The 21,044-nt window shown below is 34.6% G+C and carries 23 protein-coding genes; 9 read left to right on the top strand and 14 right to left on the bottom strand.

The annotated features are described in order from the left end of the window. Positions 1-329: 329 nt before the first annotated feature. Complete coding sequence (locus ACLHDF_RS24425) at positions 330-509, bottom strand: hypothetical protein (protein ID WP_413921172.1); 180 nt, start codon at positions 507-509, stop codon at positions 330-332. Then, entirely contained in the window at positions 494-880 is a 387-nt protein-coding gene (locus ACLHDF_RS24420) for a hypothetical protein (protein ID WP_413921171.1), read from the bottom strand. Before ACLHDF_RS24420 ends, ACLHDF_RS24425 begins: the two co-directional genes overlap by 16 nt. A gap of 794 nt (positions 881-1,674) precedes the next feature. On the opposite strand from ACLHDF_RS24420, the gene ACLHDF_RS24415 reads away from it, so the two are divergent. The 6 genes from ACLHDF_RS24415 to ACLHDF_RS24390 all read left to right on the top strand — a co-directional run bounded on the left by ACLHDF_RS24415 (position 1,675) and on the right by ACLHDF_RS24390 (position 9,222). Next, positions 1,675-2,825, top strand: a protein-coding gene (locus tag ACLHDF_RS24415; protein WP_413921170.1) for an IS3 family transposase whose coding sequence is annotated in 2 segments (ribosomal slippage) — positions 1,675-1,915 and positions 1,915-2,825 — 1,152 coding nt in all. Because the reading frame shifts where the segments join, the coding sequence is not laid out codon by codon here. Positions 2,826-3,841: 1,016 nt separating this feature from the next. Continuing rightward, positions 3,842-4,534 carry a MerR family transcriptional regulator gene (locus ACLHDF_RS24410; RefSeq protein ID WP_413921169.1) on the top strand — a complete coding sequence of 231 codons (693 nt, stop codon included), beginning with the start codon at positions 3,842-3,844 and terminating at the stop codon, positions 4,532-4,534. Between the two features lie 586 nt (positions 4,535-5,120). Further along, the gene (locus ACLHDF_RS24405; protein WP_413921168.1) at positions 5,121-6,425 is read left to right on the top strand and encodes a replication protein; all 1,305 of its coding nucleotides are present in this window, start codon (positions 5,121-5,123) and stop codon (positions 6,423-6,425) included. Between the two features lie 109 nt (positions 6,426-6,534). Beyond that, a complete protein-coding gene (locus ACLHDF_RS24400; protein ID WP_413921167.1) occupies positions 6,535-7,323 on the top strand; it encodes a plasmid stabilization protein in 789 nt (262 codons plus the stop codon). A 206-nt stretch (positions 7,324-7,529) separates the two neighbouring features. Next, on the top strand, positions 7,530-8,423 hold the full coding sequence (locus ACLHDF_RS24395) for a sigma-70 family RNA polymerase sigma factor (protein ID WP_413921166.1): 894 nt from the start codon (positions 7,530-7,532) through the stop codon (positions 8,421-8,423). A gap of 571 nt (positions 8,424-8,994) precedes the next feature. Beyond that, entirely contained in the window at positions 8,995-9,222 is a 228-nt protein-coding gene (locus ACLHDF_RS24390; RefSeq protein WP_043978001.1) for a helix-turn-helix domain-containing protein, read from the top strand. Between the two features lie 29 nt (positions 9,223-9,251). Here the strand turns inward: ACLHDF_RS24390 and ACLHDF_RS24385 are convergent, their stop codons facing one another. From ACLHDF_RS24385 to ACLHDF_RS24370, 4 genes are all read right to left on the bottom strand, one after another. Further along, positions 9,252-9,545 carry a hypothetical protein gene (locus ACLHDF_RS24385; RefSeq protein WP_413921165.1) on the bottom strand — a complete coding sequence of 98 codons (294 nt, stop codon included), beginning with the start codon at positions 9,543-9,545 and terminating at the stop codon, positions 9,252-9,254. A 1,463-nt stretch (positions 9,546-11,008) separates the two neighbouring features. Next, entirely contained in the window at positions 11,009-11,704 is a 696-nt protein-coding gene (locus tag ACLHDF_RS24380; RefSeq protein ID WP_413921164.1) for a hypothetical protein, read from the bottom strand. Continuing rightward, on the bottom strand, positions 11,701-12,834 hold the full coding sequence (locus ACLHDF_RS24375; RefSeq protein WP_413921163.1) for an FtsK/SpoIIIE domain-containing protein: 1,134 nt from the start codon (positions 12,832-12,834) through the stop codon (positions 11,701-11,703). Before ACLHDF_RS24375 ends, ACLHDF_RS24380 begins: the two co-directional genes overlap by 4 nt. Before the next feature lie 12 nt (positions 12,835-12,846). Next, the gene (locus ACLHDF_RS24370; RefSeq protein ID WP_413921162.1) at positions 12,847-13,146 is read right to left on the bottom strand and encodes a hypothetical protein; all 300 of its coding nucleotides are present in this window, start codon (positions 13,144-13,146) and stop codon (positions 12,847-12,849) included. 464 nt (positions 13,147-13,610) lie between these two features. Here ACLHDF_RS24370 and ACLHDF_RS24365 point away from each other — a divergent pair, with 464 nt between their 5' ends. After that, entirely contained in the window at positions 13,611-14,171 is a 561-nt protein-coding gene (locus tag ACLHDF_RS24365) for a GNAT family N-acetyltransferase (protein WP_413921161.1), read from the top strand. A gap of 615 nt (positions 14,172-14,786) precedes the next feature. Continuing rightward, positions 14,787-15,035 (top strand): hypothetical protein, encoded by a 249-nt coding sequence (locus ACLHDF_RS24360; RefSeq protein ID WP_413921160.1) that lies wholly within the window; start codon positions 14,787-14,789, stop codon positions 15,033-15,035. A 433-nt stretch (positions 15,036-15,468) separates the two neighbouring features. Here the strand turns inward: ACLHDF_RS24360 and ACLHDF_RS24355 are convergent, their stop codons facing one another. The 8 genes from ACLHDF_RS24355 to ACLHDF_RS24320 all read right to left on the bottom strand — a co-directional run bounded on the left by ACLHDF_RS24355 (position 15,469) and on the right by ACLHDF_RS24320 (position 20,362). Further along, complete coding sequence (locus ACLHDF_RS24355; protein ID WP_413921159.1) at positions 15,469-15,765, bottom strand: hypothetical protein; 297 nt, start codon at positions 15,763-15,765, stop codon at positions 15,469-15,471. Between the two features lie 338 nt (positions 15,766-16,103). Beyond that, on the bottom strand, positions 16,104-17,078 hold the full coding sequence (locus ACLHDF_RS24350) for a zinc-dependent alcohol dehydrogenase family protein (protein WP_413921158.1): 975 nt from the start codon (positions 17,076-17,078) through the stop codon (positions 16,104-16,106). A gap of 323 nt (positions 17,079-17,401) precedes the next feature. Further along, positions 17,402-17,665 carry a hypothetical protein gene (locus ACLHDF_RS24345; RefSeq protein ID WP_413921157.1) on the bottom strand — a complete coding sequence of 88 codons (264 nt, stop codon included), beginning with the start codon at positions 17,663-17,665 and terminating at the stop codon, positions 17,402-17,404. Positions 17,666-17,764: 99 nt separating this feature from the next. Beyond that, the gene (locus ACLHDF_RS24340) at positions 17,765-17,959 is read right to left on the bottom strand and encodes a hypothetical protein (protein ID WP_413921156.1); all 195 of its coding nucleotides are present in this window, start codon (positions 17,957-17,959) and stop codon (positions 17,765-17,767) included. 119 nt (positions 17,960-18,078) lie between these two features. Beyond that, complete coding sequence (locus ACLHDF_RS24335) at positions 18,079-18,261, bottom strand: YolD-like family protein (protein WP_413921155.1); 183 nt, start codon at positions 18,259-18,261, stop codon at positions 18,079-18,081. 44 nt (positions 18,262-18,305) lie between these two features. Beyond that, entirely contained in the window at positions 18,306-18,479 is a 174-nt protein-coding gene (fbpA, locus tag ACLHDF_RS24330; RefSeq protein ID WP_413921154.1) for a Fur-regulated basic protein FbpA, read from the bottom strand. 1,159 nt (positions 18,480-19,638) lie between these two features. Beyond that, a complete protein-coding gene (locus tag ACLHDF_RS24325; RefSeq protein WP_413921153.1) occupies positions 19,639-19,809 on the bottom strand; it encodes a hypothetical protein in 171 nt (56 codons plus the stop codon). Between the two features lie 226 nt (positions 19,810-20,035). Beyond that, positions 20,036-20,362, bottom strand: a complete 327-nt coding sequence (locus ACLHDF_RS24320; RefSeq protein ID WP_034656345.1) for a general stress protein — start codon at positions 20,360-20,362, stop codon at positions 20,036-20,038. Between the two features lie 251 nt (positions 20,363-20,613). Between ACLHDF_RS24320 and ACLHDF_RS24315 the strand changes: the two genes are divergently transcribed. Further along, positions 20,614-21,039 carry a CBS domain-containing protein gene (locus tag ACLHDF_RS24315; protein ID WP_413921152.1) on the top strand — a complete coding sequence of 142 codons (426 nt, stop codon included), beginning with the start codon at positions 20,614-20,616 and terminating at the stop codon, positions 21,037-21,039. Positions 21,040-21,044: the final 5 nt, after the last annotated feature.

Genomic DNA, 21,044 nt, shown 5'->3' with positions numbered 1-21,044 from the left:
TCCTTTAAATTGTGGTTCCCCACTATAAAAGAGAGAAGAGCATAAGGGGTTTTTGCCCCCACCATAGGTGTGGGGCTAGGCAAAGCCTAGCAAAACCGTGGGTACAAAGAAAATTGCTAAATGTCCCCGTTGCCTCCCCTTTTTTTGGTGTACGTCCCTTTTACGTCCCCTTTTAAAATCCCAATGTCCCCTTTATGTCCCCCTGTGTTTTTTCACTTCATGGCTAAATCTTGTTGCTTTTCATTTAATTTTTGGAGCTTTTCTTGTAAGCCTTTTTGTTCATCTTCATAGAGCTGAATGCTTTCATCACTCGATTGAATCGTATCCTTTTACATCGCAATTTTTGATTCTGTATCAGCTTTTTCCTCATTCACTTGATACTTCATGTCACGTTGTAACTTGTTCATTTCTTGTTGTGTTTGACGTTTATGTTTGGCTTCTACCATGAATGCCTGTTTATAGTTTTTCATTTTCTTTTTAATAAAATCTTTTTCTAACTCATTGACCAAAAGCGCATATTCTTGTTTTTTTTTTGTTCCTTTTTCTTCCTCATTTTTCGTTGGTCAGAATAGAGTGTTGCAATTAACGAATGAGCATTTATTTCTTCTGTTGAATCTGTTTCGGAATTACTTGTCATTGCGTGCACGTTAACCGTTTCTTTTTCCTCATTTACTTGGTATAGATCAACGGCTAGTGCCTCCCAATTTGGAGATAAATCGTTGATCCTTACCGCATAGTAGCCATCATCTTTATACAATAAGTGAACAAGTAATTTCACATTTAGATTCGCTTTTTCTTGGGCGAGGAAGCTTGCCTTCTCTTCATCTGTTTGATCCAATTTAATGACCATATCGATTGAATGAGAAGCAAGATGGTACAACAGATCCTCTGTTTGTTAGTAAAACTTCTATATTTGGAAGAACAAAAACAGATATAGAATATTAACGTATGATTGCTATAATTCATTATTTTCACAAAATAGAAATCTCTAAAGCCATATTTTATATTTAAAAATAAAGGTTGTCGTTCTAATAATTAAAAAATATTATGATCTGAATTAATTTTATATTTAATAATCATCTACTATAGATTTACAGTTAAGATTTATCCTATTAGTTGAGCCTAAATTGAATTAAATGTTCCCCAACTATAGATTTTTAGTCACAGAACCCTTATAGTTCAACCTAAGTTGAACCTAAAGTAGCCATTTGCAGATTTGCAGTAAGATTTCATTTGTTAGGTTCAACTCAAGTCTAACTTAACAGTCACTTACTATAGATTTACAGTTAGATTCTATCCCTTTAGTCTATTCCAACCTAAACTTAACAGTCACTTACTATAGATTTACAGTTAGATTCTATCCCTTTAGTCTATTCCAACCTAAACTTAACAGTCACTTACTATAGATTTACAGTTAGATTCTATCCCTTTAGTCTATTCCAACCTAAACTTAACAGTCACTTATTATAGATTTACAGTTAGATTCTATCCCTTTAGTTCATTCCAACCTAAACTTAACAGTCACTTATTATAGATTTACAGTTAGATTCTATCCCTTTAGTTCATTCCAACCTAAACTTAACAGTCACTTATTATAGATTTTGGAGTTAGTATAGTTTCATGGACACCATTTAATTAAGTCCTTACAATGACTTTTGAGAGGATGTGTCCGAAATGGAACGTAAACATGCAGGCAAAACATACAATGATGAGTTTAAGAAAACGATTGTGGATTTATATCATGCAGGAAACTCGGTTAAAGATTTAAGCAGCGAATATGGCGTATCAGAAGTAACAATCTATAAATGGGTGAAGGCCTTTACACCTATCAACTCAGAGGAAGGCTCTCTAACACCCAAAGAATTAGCTGAAATTCAGAAGGAAAACCTTCGGTTAAAACAAGAACTAGATATTCTAAAAAAGGCTATGGCCATATTCGCGAAAAAGTGACAGAAGCAGAGCTCAACCATTTTATCAAGAAATATAAAGGGCAATACAGCGTTCAGAAAATGTGCGAAGTGTTAACGATTCCAAGAAGTAGCTACTACCACTCGTTCAAGAAGACGGTATCAAACCGCGAACAGGAAAACCAGAAGCTGACGAAAGAAATCCAACGAATTCATGTGAAAAGTAGAGCACGTTATGGTGCCCCAAAAATTCATCAGACCTTAGTAAATAATGGGTGTTACCTAAGCCTAAAACGCGTTCAACGCTTAATGAAAAAGGCAGGAATTCGTTCGATCACAAAGAAAAAATACCCTCCTTATCCGTCAAAAGAAAAGGTTATACAGCTAGATAATCTGTTAAAACGAGATTTCTCTACACAGACCATTAACGAGAAATGGGTGGCAGATATTACGTATATCCCTACAGTAAGAGACGGTTGGTGCTATTTGGCATCTGTATTAGATTTGCATTCTAAAAAAATCGTTGGCTATTCTTTTTCCCGTTCCATGACATCCGAACTGGTTATAGAAGCACTTAGGAACGCTTACACTGCTCAAAAGCCCGAAAAGGGCTTACTTCTTCATACGGATCTTGGCTCACAATACACCAGTAGTGAGTTTACTCAGCATGTCCACGAATACGAGATGAAGCAGTCTTTCAGCCAGAAAGGCTGCCCTTATGATAATGCCTGCATAGAGTCATTTCATGCCATATTAAAGAAAGAAGAAGTGTATCATACGCAATACACAGACTATTCAGCTGCAAAATTAGCCATATTTCAGTTTATAGAAGGATGGTATAACCGAAACAGAATCCATAGTAGCCTCGGCTATCAAACCCCTCAAGCAATTGAGGATCAAATGAGAAAAATAGCTTAAGACTTAACTTTTTTGTGTCCAAATTATTGACTCAAATCCATTTACAGTTAGATTCTATCCCTTTAGTTCATTCCAATCTAAACTTAACAGTCACTTATTATAGATTTACAGTTAGATTCTATCCCTTTAGTTCATTCCAATCTAAACTTAACAGTCACTTATTATAGATTTACAGTTAGATTCTGTCCCTTTAGTCCATTCCAACCTAAACTTAACAGTCACTTATTATAGATTTACAGTTAGATTCTGTCCCTTTAGTCCATTCCAACCTAAACTTAACAGTCACTTATTATAGATTTACAGTTAGATTCTGTCCCTTTAGTCCATTCCAACCTAAACTTAACAGTCACTTATTATAGATTTACAGTTAGATTCTGTCCCTTTAGTCCATTCCAACCTAAACTTAACAGTCACTTATTATAGATTTACAGTTAGATTCTGTCCCTTTAGTCCATTCCAACCTAAACTTAACAGTCACTTATTATAGATTTACAGTTAGATTCTGTCCCTTTAGTCCATTCCAACCTAAACTTAACAGTCACTTATTATAGATTTACAGTTAGATTCTATCCCTTTAGTCCATTCCAATCTAAACTTAACAGTCACTTATTATAGATTTACAGTTAGATTCTATCCCTTTAGTCCATTCCAACCTAAACTTAACAGTCACTTATTATAGATTTACAGTTAGATTCTATCCCTTTAGTCCATTCCAACCTAAACTTAACAGTCACTTATTATAGATTTACAGTTAGATTCTATCCCTTTAGTCCATTCCAACCTAAACTTAACAGTCACTTATTATAGATTTACAGTTAGATTCTATCCCTTTAGTCCATTTAAGAACTTTGTTATTATGAATTAGAACTTTGGATTGTTTATTCTATCGAAAATAGCAAAAATACTGTAAATCTAACACAAAATCCATCAATAAATCTCTCAACATTCAGTGTCAGTTATATTATAATAGAAACAAATTTGTCGTTATTATTATTTGAGAAGAGGAGGGGTTAATTTTGAAACGAACTGAGGAAGAATTTAAGTTAAGTGAAGTAATAAAACTTACTGGGCTTTCTGACCAAACCATTCGAAGATATCAAGAGGATTTTAATATTCAAGGGATCCGTACTCAAGGTGGTCATCGTCGCTTTAAAAGAGAAGAGATTGATATGTTACTTGAGGCTAAGAGATTAAAAGAAGAAAACGGTTACTCTATTAAGCAAATTCGTTCACATTTTAATGGAGAAACAACATCTGAGATGTTAGAAAAGAATGAGCCCATGAAAACAGTTTTTGAGAAGAAAATAGTGAATTTAGAGGAACAATTAGCAGAGGCAACTGAGAAAATTGATTCTATGGCTCAGGTCTTAACAACATTTATGAAACAAAGTGGAGAAACCAATCAAGAGATTTTATCTCAATTTCAAGATGTACTAAAGGCACTCCCAGAAACATCTGCAACTACAAACAACCAAAGAATCTTAGAAAAAGAGCAACGTCTAAACGAATTGAAAATTAGAAACAAATTAAAAAAAGAAGCAATTGAAAAATGGGTTATGTTACCTGAAGAAGAACGGAATATAACTGTGAAAACTGGTCTGTTTAGTTTCAAAAAGGAAGAAAATCATAACAAAAAGCGAGCTTTCATTGAAGATTATATAAGTGAACATCTAGTCGATCGACTTGAAAGAGAGTATGATATTCAATAAAACTAGTGATTAATCTATTTTAATTAAATATAAAATGGAAAAAACGAAAGAGGCATTGTCCTTAGTTAAGCTGAATTAACTAAGGGCAATGCCTCTTTTAAATAATGCTAGTTTAGAAGACCACTTATAGTGAAACTAAAAATTGCACTTTTTTATACTGATTGAGAGTGGAGAGAAAGATTTTTATTTAGATAATAAATATTTGTTTAATTATTTATTATCTAAATAAAAAAGATTAGCCCAAAATACTTGTTTTGATATATTTTACTAATTTTTTATTGAATTATGAGACTACTTAACGCTATAATGAAACTAACAAAAATGACCGGAATAGAAAAAAGACTTCAACTGTTTAAGAAGTGCTGTCAACACTCTTAAACCGTTCACCCTAACCACAGTAGGGAAAACACTTGTCGAAGTCTCTTGTTAATAGAGTTAGTTTTTCTATAAGATAAAACTTATGTTTTTATTTTATATGAAATTGACATCTATTTCAAGGGCTTAGTTCATCAAAATCAAGGCATTGTTTTCCTTTTTCCAGGGAAACAGTGTCTTTTTTGTGTTCCTTAAAGGAGACGATGAACAAATGACAAAGATTTTGACCTGCTATTTAAAAGATGTAGATACCTTCAATGGACGGTTCAAATGGTTATGGACCCACAAGTCCACACTTCGTAAAAGAAAAGAAGAGTTTTTAGAAAGTCTTCGTACCCACTTTAAACAACAACAATCAGCCATACATAAAGAATTTCCTAAAAAAAGAATGGAAATGCTCGATCATGTCATCTATAACCTAGTGGCTACGGGCATTCAAGCGATTCGTTCTGAAACGCTCATGAAGAAATTTAATGTCTCGAAAAGTACCGTTTCTCGTTTTGTGCGCTCGTTAAAAGCGACACCCTTTATACTTGTAGCACGATACATTAAAGAAGATGCAACAGGTACTCATCCTGATAGTTATGTATTTATCCTTAAAAGCCATAAAAACTTTCATCACATTTGCGACGAAATCTTTTTTGCTCATGATACAACAGGTGTACAAACGCTTCAGCAAGAAGAAATGACCACTCCTGTGACACGTCCTGTGACGCATCCAGAAAGCACTGAAAACGTTGATACACCAAGCTTAGAGGCCGATAAATCACCTGATGCCTTTATTAACCTTGATTTACCTGTAAATCATATAAATAATCATTTAATGTCTGTTTCACAGGCCTTCACGTACATCAAAGGTGTGCCTAAGAAAGTCAATCAAGTCTATGCAGGTAAGTATGGACATCAACTACAAGACTTCTATGCTCGTATTCAAAATGCTGCAAAAGCTGTCAAACGAGATACAGAGATTGAGATTAAAAAAGAGCAAATACATGAAATTGCGTATTCAACCATTGTGGGATTAGATAAATATGTCCATGAAGCCAATCAACAAGGCACTCCTTTATCCCTACGGGATATGTGTCGATTAATCTATCAAATTGCGAAAAATCAATTCTATGAGTTGGTAAACCCTAAAGAGCAGGATTATTCATCAGTATACGCACATCAACAAGAAGTTATACATACCGAAAGTCCAACAACAACATTGGCTACACCAAAACGGATTATCCGTAAGGAACTCGTTCCAAATTGGTTGAAAGCTGAACAGCAGCAGCAAGAAGAAGCTACAAAAGAAACAGAGATTTCTTTGGATCAACAGCTTGAAATGATTCAATTAAAGCAAGATTTAGGACAAGAGCTAACACCAGAAGAAGAGAACTTGTTGGTGGAGCACAGCTCCACGTATAGTTTGTTGGAGATAGCTCAGGTAAAACAAGACTTAGGACAAGCTTTAACGCCAGAGGAACAAAAATGTTTACGTCAACACAACCAGTTAAAAGACACAGCTTCCTAATCAAAACAAGTAGAAATCTCTTAGAAGCTGATGTTTTAATAGAATATGTTTATTTAGATCTGTGTTCTAAATAAACAATAACTAAAAATCTACGTAGGAGGAGACTATTATGCCACACAAAATTACCTTAACCGGATCAGCCACAGGATCTTTACGAGAATATGATCGCTACGTTGCCTTTGATATGCGTGAAAAAGGGTCTCCGTCTGCGCCTAAAGGATTAAAGAAGAGTACCTTTATTTCGTATACGGTGTTTGTTGCGAAGAAAGCTTTTAATAAAACAGGTCTCACCAAGAAAAGTATTATGCATGAGAAAATCTTAATTCAAGGGGAACCGACGTTGGACATTCCGATTAATGAATGTCCTGGTGAAGTAGGGGTCATCTGTTTCCAGATTACCGTTCTCCCTAATAAAAATGATAAAAAGGATAGTGAATCGAAAGAGAAAAAAGAAACGAAATCACAGATTTCTGAGGCTTATAAAGCACAAGAAAAAGTAGCACTCACTAAACCGGGCGAAAAACCGGTATCTACTTCTCCGTCTGTCGCAAAAGAAGGGGAGCAAGAAGCAAAGGCTTTGCAGTCAGAACCACAACAACAACCAATAGAAAAGAAAAAAGCTGATGCACAAAAGAAGAAACTAACAAATCAGCCAAGAGGAACCCACGATTTATTGGACTTTGATGAAATTATCGTTCCTGAAGCGTTTTTAAAGACACGCCCAAATCCTGAGAAAACACAAAAAGTTATTGATTTTGTAAAGCGTACAGGTCGCTTAGATGAACCGTTAACCATTGAAAAAGGAACCAAGCTTTTAAAAGATGGCTACCGTCGTTATATCGTGGCAAAAACTGTGAAATTAGATAAGGTGCCTGTTGTATATGAGTTTCAAAAGTAAGAACTCAAAGAAAATGTAACTATTGTTTATAGTTTCACTGACAATTTAGACAAAAACAGACTAAACAAAGTGATAACCTATGTCCAATATATAAAAAGGGAAATGAAACAGGATTTAATCTCTGTTGAGGTAAGATGAACATCTTCATTACTATTCTCTATACTTAGCTTTCTATACATCTAAGTCGCGAATTGGAGGGAGATATAGTGACTAAAAATCAAAAACTGTGGACCAAGGAAGAAGATTTATTTCTAAAAGAACAATATGGGCGGATGACACTCCAAAAAATTGGTGAATGTTTAAATCGTAGTAAAGAATCGGTTAATAAACGGGTCTCACGACTACACCTTCGTGACGAACAGAATGGCATACGCAAAAAATGGACCCCTGACCAAGATACTTTCTTAAAAGTAAATATTAATAGGATGAACAACCGAGAAATTGGAAAACATTTAGGCAAGAGTCCTTCTTCTGTTGCGACTCGAATTAGACTGTTAAAATTAGTACGAAAAACGTCATTACGTAGATGGACAAAGAAAGAGGATGTATACTTGTTAAAATGGTATGGAGTCAAGTCCCTTGACCAAATATCTAGACGCTTACAGCGAAGTATACAAGCATTAGAGTCTAGATTATATCGTTTAGGTATAGATGGCGTAAGAGCTCATCTGGGAAATATTACAGTATATGAACTAGCAGAGTGTCTGCAAGTTGATGTTCATACCATTTATAACTGGATTCAGAAAAAAGAATTGCCCTATAACATCTTGAGAGCAAACACACGAACATTTTTAGGAATTGACGTAGCAGCCTTTTGGAAATGGGCACAGCAGAATAAGGAATTTATTAATTTTTCTAAAGTATCCCTAAATACTCTTATTCCAGAACCCGACTGGGTAAAGGAACAAAGAACATATGATTATTTTAATCGACCTAAATATGAAAATAAAAAGTGGACTGAAGAGGAAGATTCCCGTCTATGGTACATGTTTTATCAAGAAGGTCGTACTCAACAAGAAATTGGCCAACTAATCGGTAGATCAGCCCATGGAATTCAACGGAGATTACGCCGACTACGGAAAAAGAAGTTACCTCAATAAATCCTACCTTTTTGTGATCGTTTTTACTGGTCTCACATATTAGTCCTTTCCATTGCACATTAATTTTGTGAAACAGCCTTTTTTATAAGAAAGGTAGCTCTATAGAAGCATAGAAATTTATGTTATGTTTGAAAATGTTATAAACTAATTACTTTTTTACACTTTAATACTGTATATTGTTTTATTCCATAAAAGAGAGGACTCTATAATGATATATGAAGTTCTCTTTTTTCTTTCACTGATTAAATTGTTTTTTACCCTGATAATTTATGAATGGCTGTTGTTAGAGATTTTCTTACGTTCTCTGAGGCAGTCTGTTTTTATTTTCCATTATACTCAAAATCTATTCATACCTATAGCAAAGACCGCCCATTACTTATTAGTTTATAAGGCGGTCTTAACTGTATGTATGCTATATGATTATTCCAAAAAAGTCGACAGGATACACGGATTGGCTTATTTTCTTCTATTCTATTCGAAATTTGACTCCTTATGCCTACTTTTTTTCTTTTCTTAGGTTCAAAAAGGTGAAAAATGGACAGGCTAGTAGTAAAAGAGGAGTGTGAGATGAATGTCCTGGTGGAAGAATCCCAAAAGAACAAAGTTTGGTAAATTCTTAGATAAAGAAGGTATTACGCAGATGGATTTTGCGGATCGCAGTGGTGTGAGCAGAAATACAGTATGGCGTCTATGTAATGTAAAGGGATATATTCCAACACCTGTGGTTTTGAGAAAAGTTATGCGTGCCGTCATTAAAATTGATCATCGTAAAGATTTTCATGACTTTTTTGACATATAAACCCCATGGTGTTTAGTTATAACATGGGGTTATGTTTCGGTTGGAAAAGTATACTGTGTACCAATGATGCGATTTAGAATTAATTCAGTATGTAGGATGTTACGAATAGGACCTATGTCAGATGACAGAAAAATCACATCTTCTTCACCAACCTTTGAAAGAGTACACAAGTTTAGTACATGTTCTTCATACGTTGCAGTTGCCTCATATACCTCTCCGCGAATTTCAAATTGAAAGGAAATAAATCCGTTTCTTACCTTTTTAAACCTCTTTAAATTGGCGATATCGTTTTCTTTTAAACTAGGAGCATCCAAAGCTTCCATCCAATTTCCCCCTTTTTCTAAAGGCATACTTAGAATATCAAGAACATCCTGATAAATACGGATCGCGAGTTCAAGTTATGCGACCTGCTAAGGATCTTCTACATAATTCTTACTTATTGATTTTAATTGAATTTCTAGAGCCTTCTTTTTGGCTTTAATAAGCTTTATTTTATCTTGCATATCAAGAATCCTCCATTAGCTAAATAAACGCGAAAAAAATCCTATTTTATACGTTAGTAGACAGAATAGGTTGCTTTCCTTTACTTGTCCACTATAAGGGGAGCATACCACCACACATCAGGGTAGTTTTTTTCTGTTTTTAAGCTGTATATGGTATACATGTTTAGTTAACATAATGGATTTTATCGGAAACTATAAACTAAAAGAGAAGATCACATTCCTGACCTTCTCTTTTTTCTATCTTAGATAAATTTATTATGTAACATTCCACACAATATTCATATCCTTAATATTCTATATATTTTCAGGTGGTTTTTTTAGTCTTTTAATACCTAAAAGTTAGTTCATTCATTAGTCTATTTAAAGCAATTTGTAAAACTTCATATTCCGTATACTCTTGTTTGGATTCTAAATATCTCTGACCTCTTTCGTGCAACAATTTTCTAATCTGATTACACAAATCAATTTCGGAATCCAAGAGTTTTATTTCTTTTCTGGTTTCTATTCGCTGATACACTAAATCATCTCCCTTTTCTTTTGAATTCATAAAAATATTCTATGCAAAAACGTAAAAGTCCTATGAAGATGTTTTTTCTCTTTTATATAAACGAATAGATTTACATGTATTAAGCAAACTACCCAAGACGCCGCGAGGTATCAGCTAACATCTATATTTTACGACTAGAAAAAACTTCTCCCGCCTGGGGAGTTTTTTCTGTTTTTAAGCTGTATATCATATACAAAGTTAGTTAGCATAATGTCTCTTTCCGATACACATACAAAAAGAGAACCCTTTGGGAGTAAGAATTCTCTTTTCTATTATATACAGCTTTTTATACATCCTTGATATGACTGCATTTATTCGATACCCAAGTGGAAAGAAGATGTATAAAAAGTGCACGTTATAATAAATGCTGTAACTTACCTGAATTAGTATCGTTATAAAAAGAAACACTACTGCCTCATTATTGTTATAAAGGTATGTTACGATTCATTAGGTCGGTATGGCATGTTTCATCATGCATTTCAGCTCGTAAAAGGATTCTTCTTTCCTTGTTAGGAGGAAGGAGAAATCTTTTTACATTTATCAAATTTACTCACTATCTATCCATACCAATCTACATGCAAACATAACTTAGAGGTTTACTTTCATAGATGTTAGAATCTAGCTTTTGTTTGCGCATATTTTTATATGTGTCTTTTTCTTTCTCCTATCTGATTTCTTATTCCATTTGCTCAAAATTAGATAGGATCTTTTTTTTGTAGGCTGAATTTTTAGCACTCTAGGTTAAGTTGATTCTAATTCCACCAGAAGAGGACTGTGTTATCGGTTTTGCTTTCCTCTGTTGTTTAGTAGAACTCTTATATTTCTCCATAAGTTCATGAATACTTGCTACTTGAATAATCCGTATATGCTCTGAAGACACTGCATACCGAACAGGCGTAATCAGAATAACCGAAGGGAAGAGGGCTGCTCGATCTTCTGGCTGCCACTGCAATGCTTTCCACTCATCCGAAAAGAAAAACTCCTCATAGAGGTTGACCTTCGCCTGCATCTTCTGCTCAGAATACTGATTGCGTTGCATTTCAATCCAAAACGGAGATCCTTTAAAGATACAAAAGAGATCGGGTTCAATGCCTCCTTTTTGTCCAGTGGGCTTATCTTCGACAATAACCTGTTTAGGCGCACTATACGTACACATTTGTTTATAGATATCTAGAATTGAAAGGAAATGTAATATTTTTTGAGAGTTCTTTTTGATCTTCGCATCTACAGGCAAATAGACCGTCGGGGAATACTGCTGTGTGCGTTCAATCAACCCTAATCGATATAAACGTACCATGACACTATTACACGCATTCACAGGCGATTTCAGCTGTTTAAAGAACAGTTCCACTAATGAGTCGCGATCCACAGCTCGAAACTGATTGATAAATCCAATGATGTCTTTATCACGCTGAGATAACCGAAAGCTCATCGCTGTTCCTCCTTCTCTAATAAACCAAAGATTGACTGGAGCACAACCTCTAGGTGCGGTTCAGGATCTTTTACGCGCGTTTTATAAGGTGAAAGCATTTCCTTACACGCTTCTTCATCTAAGAAAAAAGCTTGAAACTCTTTCACATCATCAATTTTAATTTTCATACGTCCTCTAGCTGCTGCATCAATTTCTTCTGCTCCAATGACTCCGGCAACTTTTGCATTTGTCGCATCTGCCTGCCTCCCAGATATCCTTACTCGTAAGTTGGCTTTTAGCGCAGAGTTTAATAAATCCGCATCCGGACGTTGCATGGCAATAATGGTATGAACGCCCAGCGCACGACCTTGACTTGCGAACTGTTGAATCATCTCTACGAGATCCGTTTCTCGCTTGATGATGCTCATTTCATCAACCACCACGACAATGCGAGGTAATTTAAAGGGAAGCCTGCTGATATGAGTCACACCATGCTCTAACAGTAAATCACCTCGTCGATACATTTCAGCTCGAAGTAAGGCAAAAGGTTTTCTCATGTCTTTTGCTTCAAAACAAAGCGCATCTACATGCTCAATCCCATGAAATAACCCTAAATCGGCTCGTTTAAGGTCCACTAAGACTAAGCGCAAGTCTTCAGGGGAGGCATATTTCACCCATGTAGTCAGAATTACACGCATTAAACTGCTTTTTCCGGCTCCAATTTCACCCGATATCAGTAAGGTTTCCAAATCTGCAAAATCCCATGAAACGGGGTTTCTATAGATATCTTGACCAATGCATACGGGAAGCTCCATTTTCTCAATATAAGGATGAATTGCTTCATACTTGTATTCAAGCATCTTAGGTAAGCTTTTATGATGAACGGTGATACTAAAATTCTTCAAACTGCCATTTATTTCGATGTTGCTGCCTAATACTTGTCGTAAGGCCCACCTTTTTTTCGTTAAAAGCTCAGGATCGATCCCATTTAGTAAGGAAAAGGCGTACCGAGTGTACGTATGATGGTTATCGATTTGATGGATTTTCGGAAACAGATAGGAGGTACGGTCTCCTCGTTTCACTACCCGGTAAATCTCTGCTGTACGAAACGCTTTAATCAATTGGCCACGCAGTTTTAATTTTTCAAACATCAACATTCCTCCTCAAAACATAAAGGTCGCAAAAAAGTAAAGTAAGGCGCTATAGAAGGTGACAGGTAAGATAAAGCGCATGACTTTCGCAAACTGATCCACAAGATCAATCACACCCCATCGATCTAAAATTCGTTCGATGATGGCAATTCCTAAGACAATGCCTCCCAGGGTCAAAATAGTGGGGTCAAGCATGGCGAGTGGACTAAACGGAACAAAGGAATAAGCCCTGAAGGGACGACGTCTCGTGAGACATGGTTTGAGAGGTGGAGAAAAGATCTTTCGAAAAAGAAACCTTTGTGTTTTTCTCATGTTAATACCTGCCTTCATTCTTTTTATTTTTTTGTCTTTTATGTACCTGTTATTTCAGCTCAACGCATCCGGTCGCCCCCTTCGCCTCTTCGGCTCAGCTCCCTTACAGATTCCATGAAGGGCTTCACGAGGCGTATACAGCTTGTATTAACGCGGTAGTGATACTGAGCTAGATACTGATTAAGGAATGGGGTTATATTTATTTAGATACTATGTAGCTACTGCAGTAAGCTTGCCTGTCCACTCCCAAAATAACAAAGAACCCTTACTGCAGTAGGTAAGGGGTAGATGGTTACGTAAGAAGTGATGGTTTTTATATGCTGGAGCTTGTCCAGTTGTTTACCTTTTTCATAAATTAGACGAGAGATAAAAAGATACTTCATTGGCAAAATAGAAGGTATAAGGATCAGGTGCAATTTATCTGGTTTAAAATTAGAACAATAAGTTAGATAGGAGAAAACATTGTGAAAATTAGAACAATTTGCACATGGGACGATGAACTTTGGCAGAACTCGAGTCCTCTTTATTTGGAGGCATTTGGTGATAAGGGGGCTAAATCGGTTAAGAGTATCAAAAATATGTTTGCACAAGGAATTGCCGAGCTTCATGTAGGATATAACAAGTCAATACCAATTGTTATGTCTCTCACAGGGAAGCTTGTATCCGATCAGGTGTTGATCATTGACTATTTGGCAGTATCTGAAAAAGAGCGAGGACATGGACTTGGCAAACATTTTGTTGATTACCTACGACAGAAAGCAGCTGCTGAGGGATATCAGAAATTAATTATTGAGGTGGAGTCAAAGGAAACACTAGATAATAGAAGGCGTATCGGCTTTTGGCAATCATGTGGCTTCCTTCTCACAGAATATGTTCATCACTACGTCTGGGTGCCGGAAACCTATCGTGCCATGTACCTTCCCCTCATTGCTGATTCAAGAAAGACAACTGGGGAAGAACTGTTTGTATATATCAATACCTTTCACCGGCTATCGTTTCGTGGAGGTGGGAAGGAAGAAAGTTAGGGATTTATTCTACGTACTTTTAAAGTTTTACAACCTTGTGTAGTACCTGGAATATTATATTTTTTATAGAAACAAAAATTCCCCAACATATAAATTGGAACGTAATGGGGATCATGGGCAGCATGGCAACTTGTAAGTCCTAGATTTTAAAAAGAAGTAACCAGAGACAAATAAAAAAGAGAAGAGTAAACCCTTCTCTTTTTTCCATATCGACATTCAAGTGAAAAAACACTACCTTTTATTTAAAAAAGAATAAAAACATAATTAAATCATCCCATTTATCCCCATCAGTAATCCATTTGTCTTTATGTAAATCATAGCATCGATCATAATCATGAAAACTAAAATTGGCAGGTGACGTAATGCTCTTTCCGTCTGCCTTATTCCAACAATCCACAAACCATTCTGCAATAGTTTTTGTCTCAACTTCGAATAATTGAACAAAAGCTGCCTTTTTTATGGGCCTCTTGTACATATCCAAGTTTTAGAGATTGCAGTTTTTGCATAAAAACATCGATATTTAATTTAATAGGGTCGATTGGCGTATGGAGTAACACTTTTTAAAACGATATAATTCTGAATATACAGAAAATTTTTGAGTGGGAGAGTGGAAGTATGAGTGAAAAAAATAAAGAAATTGAATTTATAAAAATCATATGTGTCTTAGATGGTTTGACAGAAGGCTTGAATATTATAAAAGGGCAGGAGTATTACGGATTTGAGACTGTCGATGAGTTGGGTTATAACGTTTATACGGAGAACGAAAAAGGAAGATTACCTATTTATATTGGATCATATTCAAAGACATATTTTCAATTAATAGATAATGAAATACATGTTGTAACGTTTGAAAAAAATACCTAACATTTTAGACGGCCCTGCTTTTTTTATAAAGGAAAAGTGAGGCCATTATCTATAACTAGTGAAGGGTCCAATAAAGAAAGCAACCTTTAAAGGTTGCTCTTTTAAATTATTGTTTTATAGCTAGATACATTGCAGCAATCGATGTAGCTAAGTGGTCTCGCTTCATTTCTGTACGGGCCAATATTTTTTTTGCATCGTTATTTCCACTCACTATGTTACATCTCCCATCCTATTTATTGGTTCCATTAATTTAAGCAATAAGCTTATCATTGTTCGTTGCTTCTTCTTTCCCTCTACATAAGATATTAAAAACAACAAATGTAATGATCGACCAAATAAGATTAGCTTCTGGTTCAGTGTTACCTACCTTAAACAAACTTTTTTTACAAGTTTTATAAATGTAAAAATTATTATAGTAAAAGTAGTTTACTATTTACTTAACGTTATAAAATTTCCATATATTTTTCTCTTTATAATCTATATACTTTTTCCAACGTTCTCCTTGGCTAATATAATCCTCAAACGTAGCATTTCTAACTACAATATAACCACCACATTCATCTGCAGTTTGTCTCGCAATGGACTGTGTGTCAAAGGGAAATGCGACCAATTCATCATGTGTAAATTCGTAACTGGATATTTCTTTCCTTTTTACATTTCTACATGATTCATTTACATAATATAACTTACCTAACTTTATAAAATAGTATGGATATTCTTTGTTAGGCAATTTACTCCCCTCCATTTCTACATCCTTCAATTGCTTTATAAGTAAATATTAACCTATTATCTGGACTTAAAAACCTCAAATCCCTCTAAAAAAGCCACTCTTTTAGAGTAGCTTCAATTACGCAAATGTTAATGTATTACGCCACCGAAATAGATACCAATTAGGTAATGGAGTCGGAATTCTTTAGATACTATGTAGTTACTTCGGTAAGCTTGTTGTCCATTCAAAAAATAAATAAGAAACTTACTGAACAGCCAAGGGTATAAACATTCTTTGGCCGTTTAAAGGGACAACCTTAATATTATTAGTTTACATTTTATAAAGAATATTCCTGACTTTTAACTAGTTAAAAGTATTTTGCCCTTAATTTTAGTATTAAGAGCTTTTTTTATATCTGAAAGATGATATTGAACTTGGGGTTTTGTTAATATTAACTGTTTCTCATGAACAAATTGTATAAGCTGATAAAATGTTTCGTGCCATTTACGTGTAGAGACTTTTTGGTTCCAATGACGTAAATGAAATATGTTTGTATTTATTTTATTGTTATTCATAATTTCTGCCCAATTGACAGGTATTCCTGATAAAAGACCTATAGTCAAAAATATTCCATTTGGACTGACACAATAGGCTAAGTTTGTACCAGATGGTCCCCCAATAGAGTCAATTGCTGCTTTAGCTCCACGACCATTCGTCAGTTCCATAACCGTATCGTAGAGTGGAGTCATCTCTGTATTAATTACATATGAAGCACCAAGTTGAGCTAATTCCTCTGTGTAGATATTATTTCGCGTTACTGCAATCAAACGAAACCCTAAAATACGGGATAATTGAGCAAAGATACGACCAATAGAAGAACCGCAGGCATTTACGATTAGGTCATCCCCTGGTTTTAACGCTAATACTTCCGTACAAATCACCCATGCTGTAATAGGGTTGATATAAAGCTGTGCTGCTATATAATCCTCTATATAATCTGGAACGATAATGGCTAGTTCAGCTGACGTTTTTACAAACTCCTGCCATGTACCTTCGCCTCGTAATGGTAATACTCGTTTGCCAAGAAACCATTTAGAAACAGCTGGACCTACCTCTTCTACGGTACCAACTCCTTCATATCCCGGAATGGCAGGCAAAGAAATCCGATTTGAATAGGCCCCTCTAATAGGAATTAAATCAGAGGGATTGATTGGTCGAGTTTTCATTCGTACTAGCACTTCACCAACTCCAGGATCTTTCAATTGTTTATTTTCTATTTGTAGAACTTGTTGAGGTTCTCCGAATTCATAAAACTTAATGCTTGTTGCTTTCAAGATAGATAGCCTCCTTTAGTTTGTTCAATTGTATAGTTATATTGTAAAACCTCTTTATTTCCGGTTCGCATAACAACTATTGCAGGTAGCTTGACAGGAATTTTAGTTGGAGTTTTAATTCATATGATTTGGGTATATATTTCAAATTTTATTAAACTGCAAACGAAAATATATAATCCATACCGCGCAAAAATAATACTTAATTAACAAGCTGACTTATTTCGCATCAAAGCCAATATTTATGTCTAGCACCAAAAACAATGACTGTATTTAATAAAGGGATTTAGACATCTGAGGAAACGTATATATATCTTTAATTCTATTTATTTTTCAACCAGACCCATGACAAATGGAGTAAGATCACTCAATTTTTCTTTATCGCTAAGGATTTCCAAAAAAACATTGGAGACATGTTCAGGTACAGGGGTTTGACTATCTACAGTTGCCGTCAAAAAATAATATAAAAAATCAAAATGATTTTCTCTCCTCATTGCACCAATTAAATAATAAGCATAAAGATTATTATTTAATAGCTTTCTCCTTAAAACTATTCCAAAATCATACAACTCGTTAACAGTTGTATTCACAAGCTCTTCCTCCCTCTAAGCTTTATACGGGTGAAAATTGAATTTCACATAAAATTACTTATATACGATTATAAACTTAATTGATGCATCTACTATATATTAAAAAAGGTTTATAACAGCAATAGACGACCTATTCATTTGGATTAGAAACGTGAGGTCGCCTCCATTATTTTCATCTTCTAACTGCCTTGGACTCTCATCATGACATTGATTAAATAAATAAGTAAGGTACGAATGCAGTTCAAATCGGTCCTTTTGAATAAAATCAGACCATGTTTGTTTGTTTTCTCCCATCATTCCTCCTCCTTTTTTATTGCATTTCTTTATCTGTACAGTTTCCTAGCTAGTAACCCTTTACACACACAAAGTGACCATTTGAAAAGAAATCGAGAAAACTTTTTACTAAATTAAAATCAATAAATATCTTCAATACCGGATAAGCGAATAAAAAAAATATTTTGTTTTTCATCTTTTAAAGACAGTGTCTGTTCATAAAGGTTAAGATTATAAACACGACCTTTACACGTTTTTAGTGACCCATTTTCATAATAATTAACCGTAACTGATCCATTTTTGATTAGCTTTTTCAAAAACATAGATTACCTCCCTTTTTAACAAATGAATTGCAATTAGTAAAAATCTAGAAGGACAGATCATTGATTGCCGAATTAACTATTCGGTACTCTGTTTCTAACTCATGTAAGGATAATTCATAAAGCTGCTTGTTTCCTTTTTTATAGATTCCTAAATGAATTAAAGAGTCTATAATCAAGTTTTTTTTACGTTGTATATCGGAGTAGGTTTGTTTACTCATTATTTCACCGCCTACTTTTAGAATGGTCTTTTATATGCTTGTCGAACTATTCTAATTCATTATAAAACCCGCCAGTTACAAGAAAATGAAAACGAAGTAAAACTGATGTAATAAATAGGTAAATTCGACTAGATAGGTGTGTATATGTGTCCTATCTATTTACTTTAAAGTCAGTGTTTATCGCCTCGACCCATAATAAAAAATGCCCCTATGAATTTCACTTTTAAGAAGTTCCTTTTCACAATTCTTGGATTTTTCTCTCCAGCGATTTGATTCTAAAACACAAAAGACTATATTCATTATCCACTGTAATAATTCTCTATAAAAATTAACATTAGGTATATTATGGTATCCTTTTTTGATTAATGAAATACTTTCTACAAAACTTCCTTTAAACTTACATAAAATCACAAAGTAAGACTAAATAATTCCGCAGTAGGTGATGAGTAGATGATTATAGAGTATGTACTCTTTTTTATATGTTGAGTATTGGACTAGTCACTTATATTTTTCACGGAATGGAAGGGGGAGAGAGAAGTCTTATCCACCCAACATAACAATTTAGAGTAACCCATCATTGCTATGTTAGGATACGAACGAGGTGTTTTTCCTTTACAACGAAGGGTATTTAAGAAAAAACCTCTTATAAATCATTTAACTAAATATAAAATTGAAAGGCCTGATTAGCTTGGCTAAATTGTTTTCTGCTCACATCGGTCCTTTATATTTCCTGCGAGCATTCTTTTAATAATCTTTTTATTTATCTTCTTTCTATGAGAAAAAGAAACAGATATAAACGAAGTGGAGTAAAAAGAGACATTAAGAATTATCTATAAGTAAACCCTATCGTCAGTATTAATGGCAGGGAAAATAAGGGTTCCAGACGGATAGGTTCACTGAGTCGCCCTCGATCTTTTCAAAGGTGAGACGAAATTAGCAGTGCATAAAGCGTGGAACCTTCCAGATCCGAGGATAAATGTTTATGCGTATATTCTAAAGTTTTTAGTAAAAGGCTCAGCCCTTAAACCAGAGACTTCAAATTTGCCATTATATGACGATTTAACATATAAAAAGTAGTTCCTAATATAAACACCCAAAGAAATCTTACATATTGTATAAGGTTTCTTTGGGCGTTTATTCAAATTATTTCTATACATTTTTATAACTGAGCGAGTTCTTCAGATAGCTTTTTTGATTTAGCCTTTAGTTGTTCTTTTTGGCCTTCCAAATCCGCAACTGCAGTCAAAGCTTCTGGATTCTCAGGTTCTTCTTTAAGTTGCTTTAACATAGCTATAAGAGACTCTGAGACTTTTATCAAATTTTTGTTCACTTCATCTTGCTTTTTTAAATTAATAATTTCACATTTTTTCTTTCAATATGTAACTGAAAATTAACTCCTTAATCTTTTAAAAGCTGATAACAAATGTGACAAATAAACCGATTTAACCATGCAGTATGTGAAAACGATGGTCATAATCTAATCTTACTAAAGGGAATGTAATCAAAGGTTAATGAAAGAGAACCTACTTAGTAGGTCCTCTTATATATTTATGACATTAACCTGCTTTTGTTGCAATTACTAGTACACGTCCCTGATCTAATTCCCTTTCATATTGCTGAGCTTCTACATCTGATAACCCTAAAGAGTGGATTTTAGAACGTAATTCATCTCCACGGGATCGGAAAACGTTGGCCATTAAATCGAATGCTCCTTGTTCTGAAACACCGACATCGTTCGTCTCCAAGGCTTCCGTTAAGTCTTTAGAACGATTTTTATCATGAGCTAATAAATATACTTCGTCTCTTGTGTATCCTCGATTTAGAAATTGTTCAATTACTTCTTTTGCTTGAACTCCGTTTTCTACTACTCTTACATTTTTCATAAAACAACCTCCTTTTATAGTTAAATAATATGTACCCATTTCTAAGAAAAAAAAATCATTTTTATACTCATAATAAATTTTAAAAATCTTGCTGCAAGTTCTTCCATCCTATGTTTCAGGTCATCTATTAAGTTACTTTCCTCTCTTTAAAATCTAAAGCTGTAGGGATTAAAACTCAGGATTACGTTTTGGAAGATGATGTACGGGAATGAAATGAAATAAGACAGCTATTAAATAAAGGAGGAATTGTTATGAATATAACAGAAGTAATGACCTCAAATGTTGAGAGCTGCAACCTTAAAAGTTCTTGTGGTGAGGTAGCTACTATGATGAAGAAGCTAGATGTAGGGATTATTCCAATTTGTGAAGACGATAAACTAATAGGATTAATAACGGATCGTGATTTAGTTGTAAATGGATTAGCCAATAACCTTAATGCCAATACACAAATATCTGAAATGATCACTACGGATGTCATTTCTGGTACAAAACACACTTCTGTAGAGCAAGCCGCAGAAATCATGTCTCAGTACCAAATACGCAGACTTCCCATTGTAGAAGATGGGAAACTTATTGGAATGGTTTCTTTGGGTAATTTAGCAGTAAATAATGCTTCAAATAAAAAAGTAGGGAAAGCTCTTGAGGACATCTCACTTCCTGCTGAGCCTAATAAATAAAAGTC

Origin of the sequence: Priestia megaterium, from assembly GCF_046599315.1 — a bacterium.
In the GTDB taxonomy this organism is placed as follows: domain Bacteria; phylum Bacillota; class Bacilli; order Bacillales; family Bacillaceae_H; genus Priestia; species Priestia megaterium_F.
Note: the sequence above shows the minus strand (reverse complement) of the source record. Positions and strands in the feature narration are given on the sequence as shown.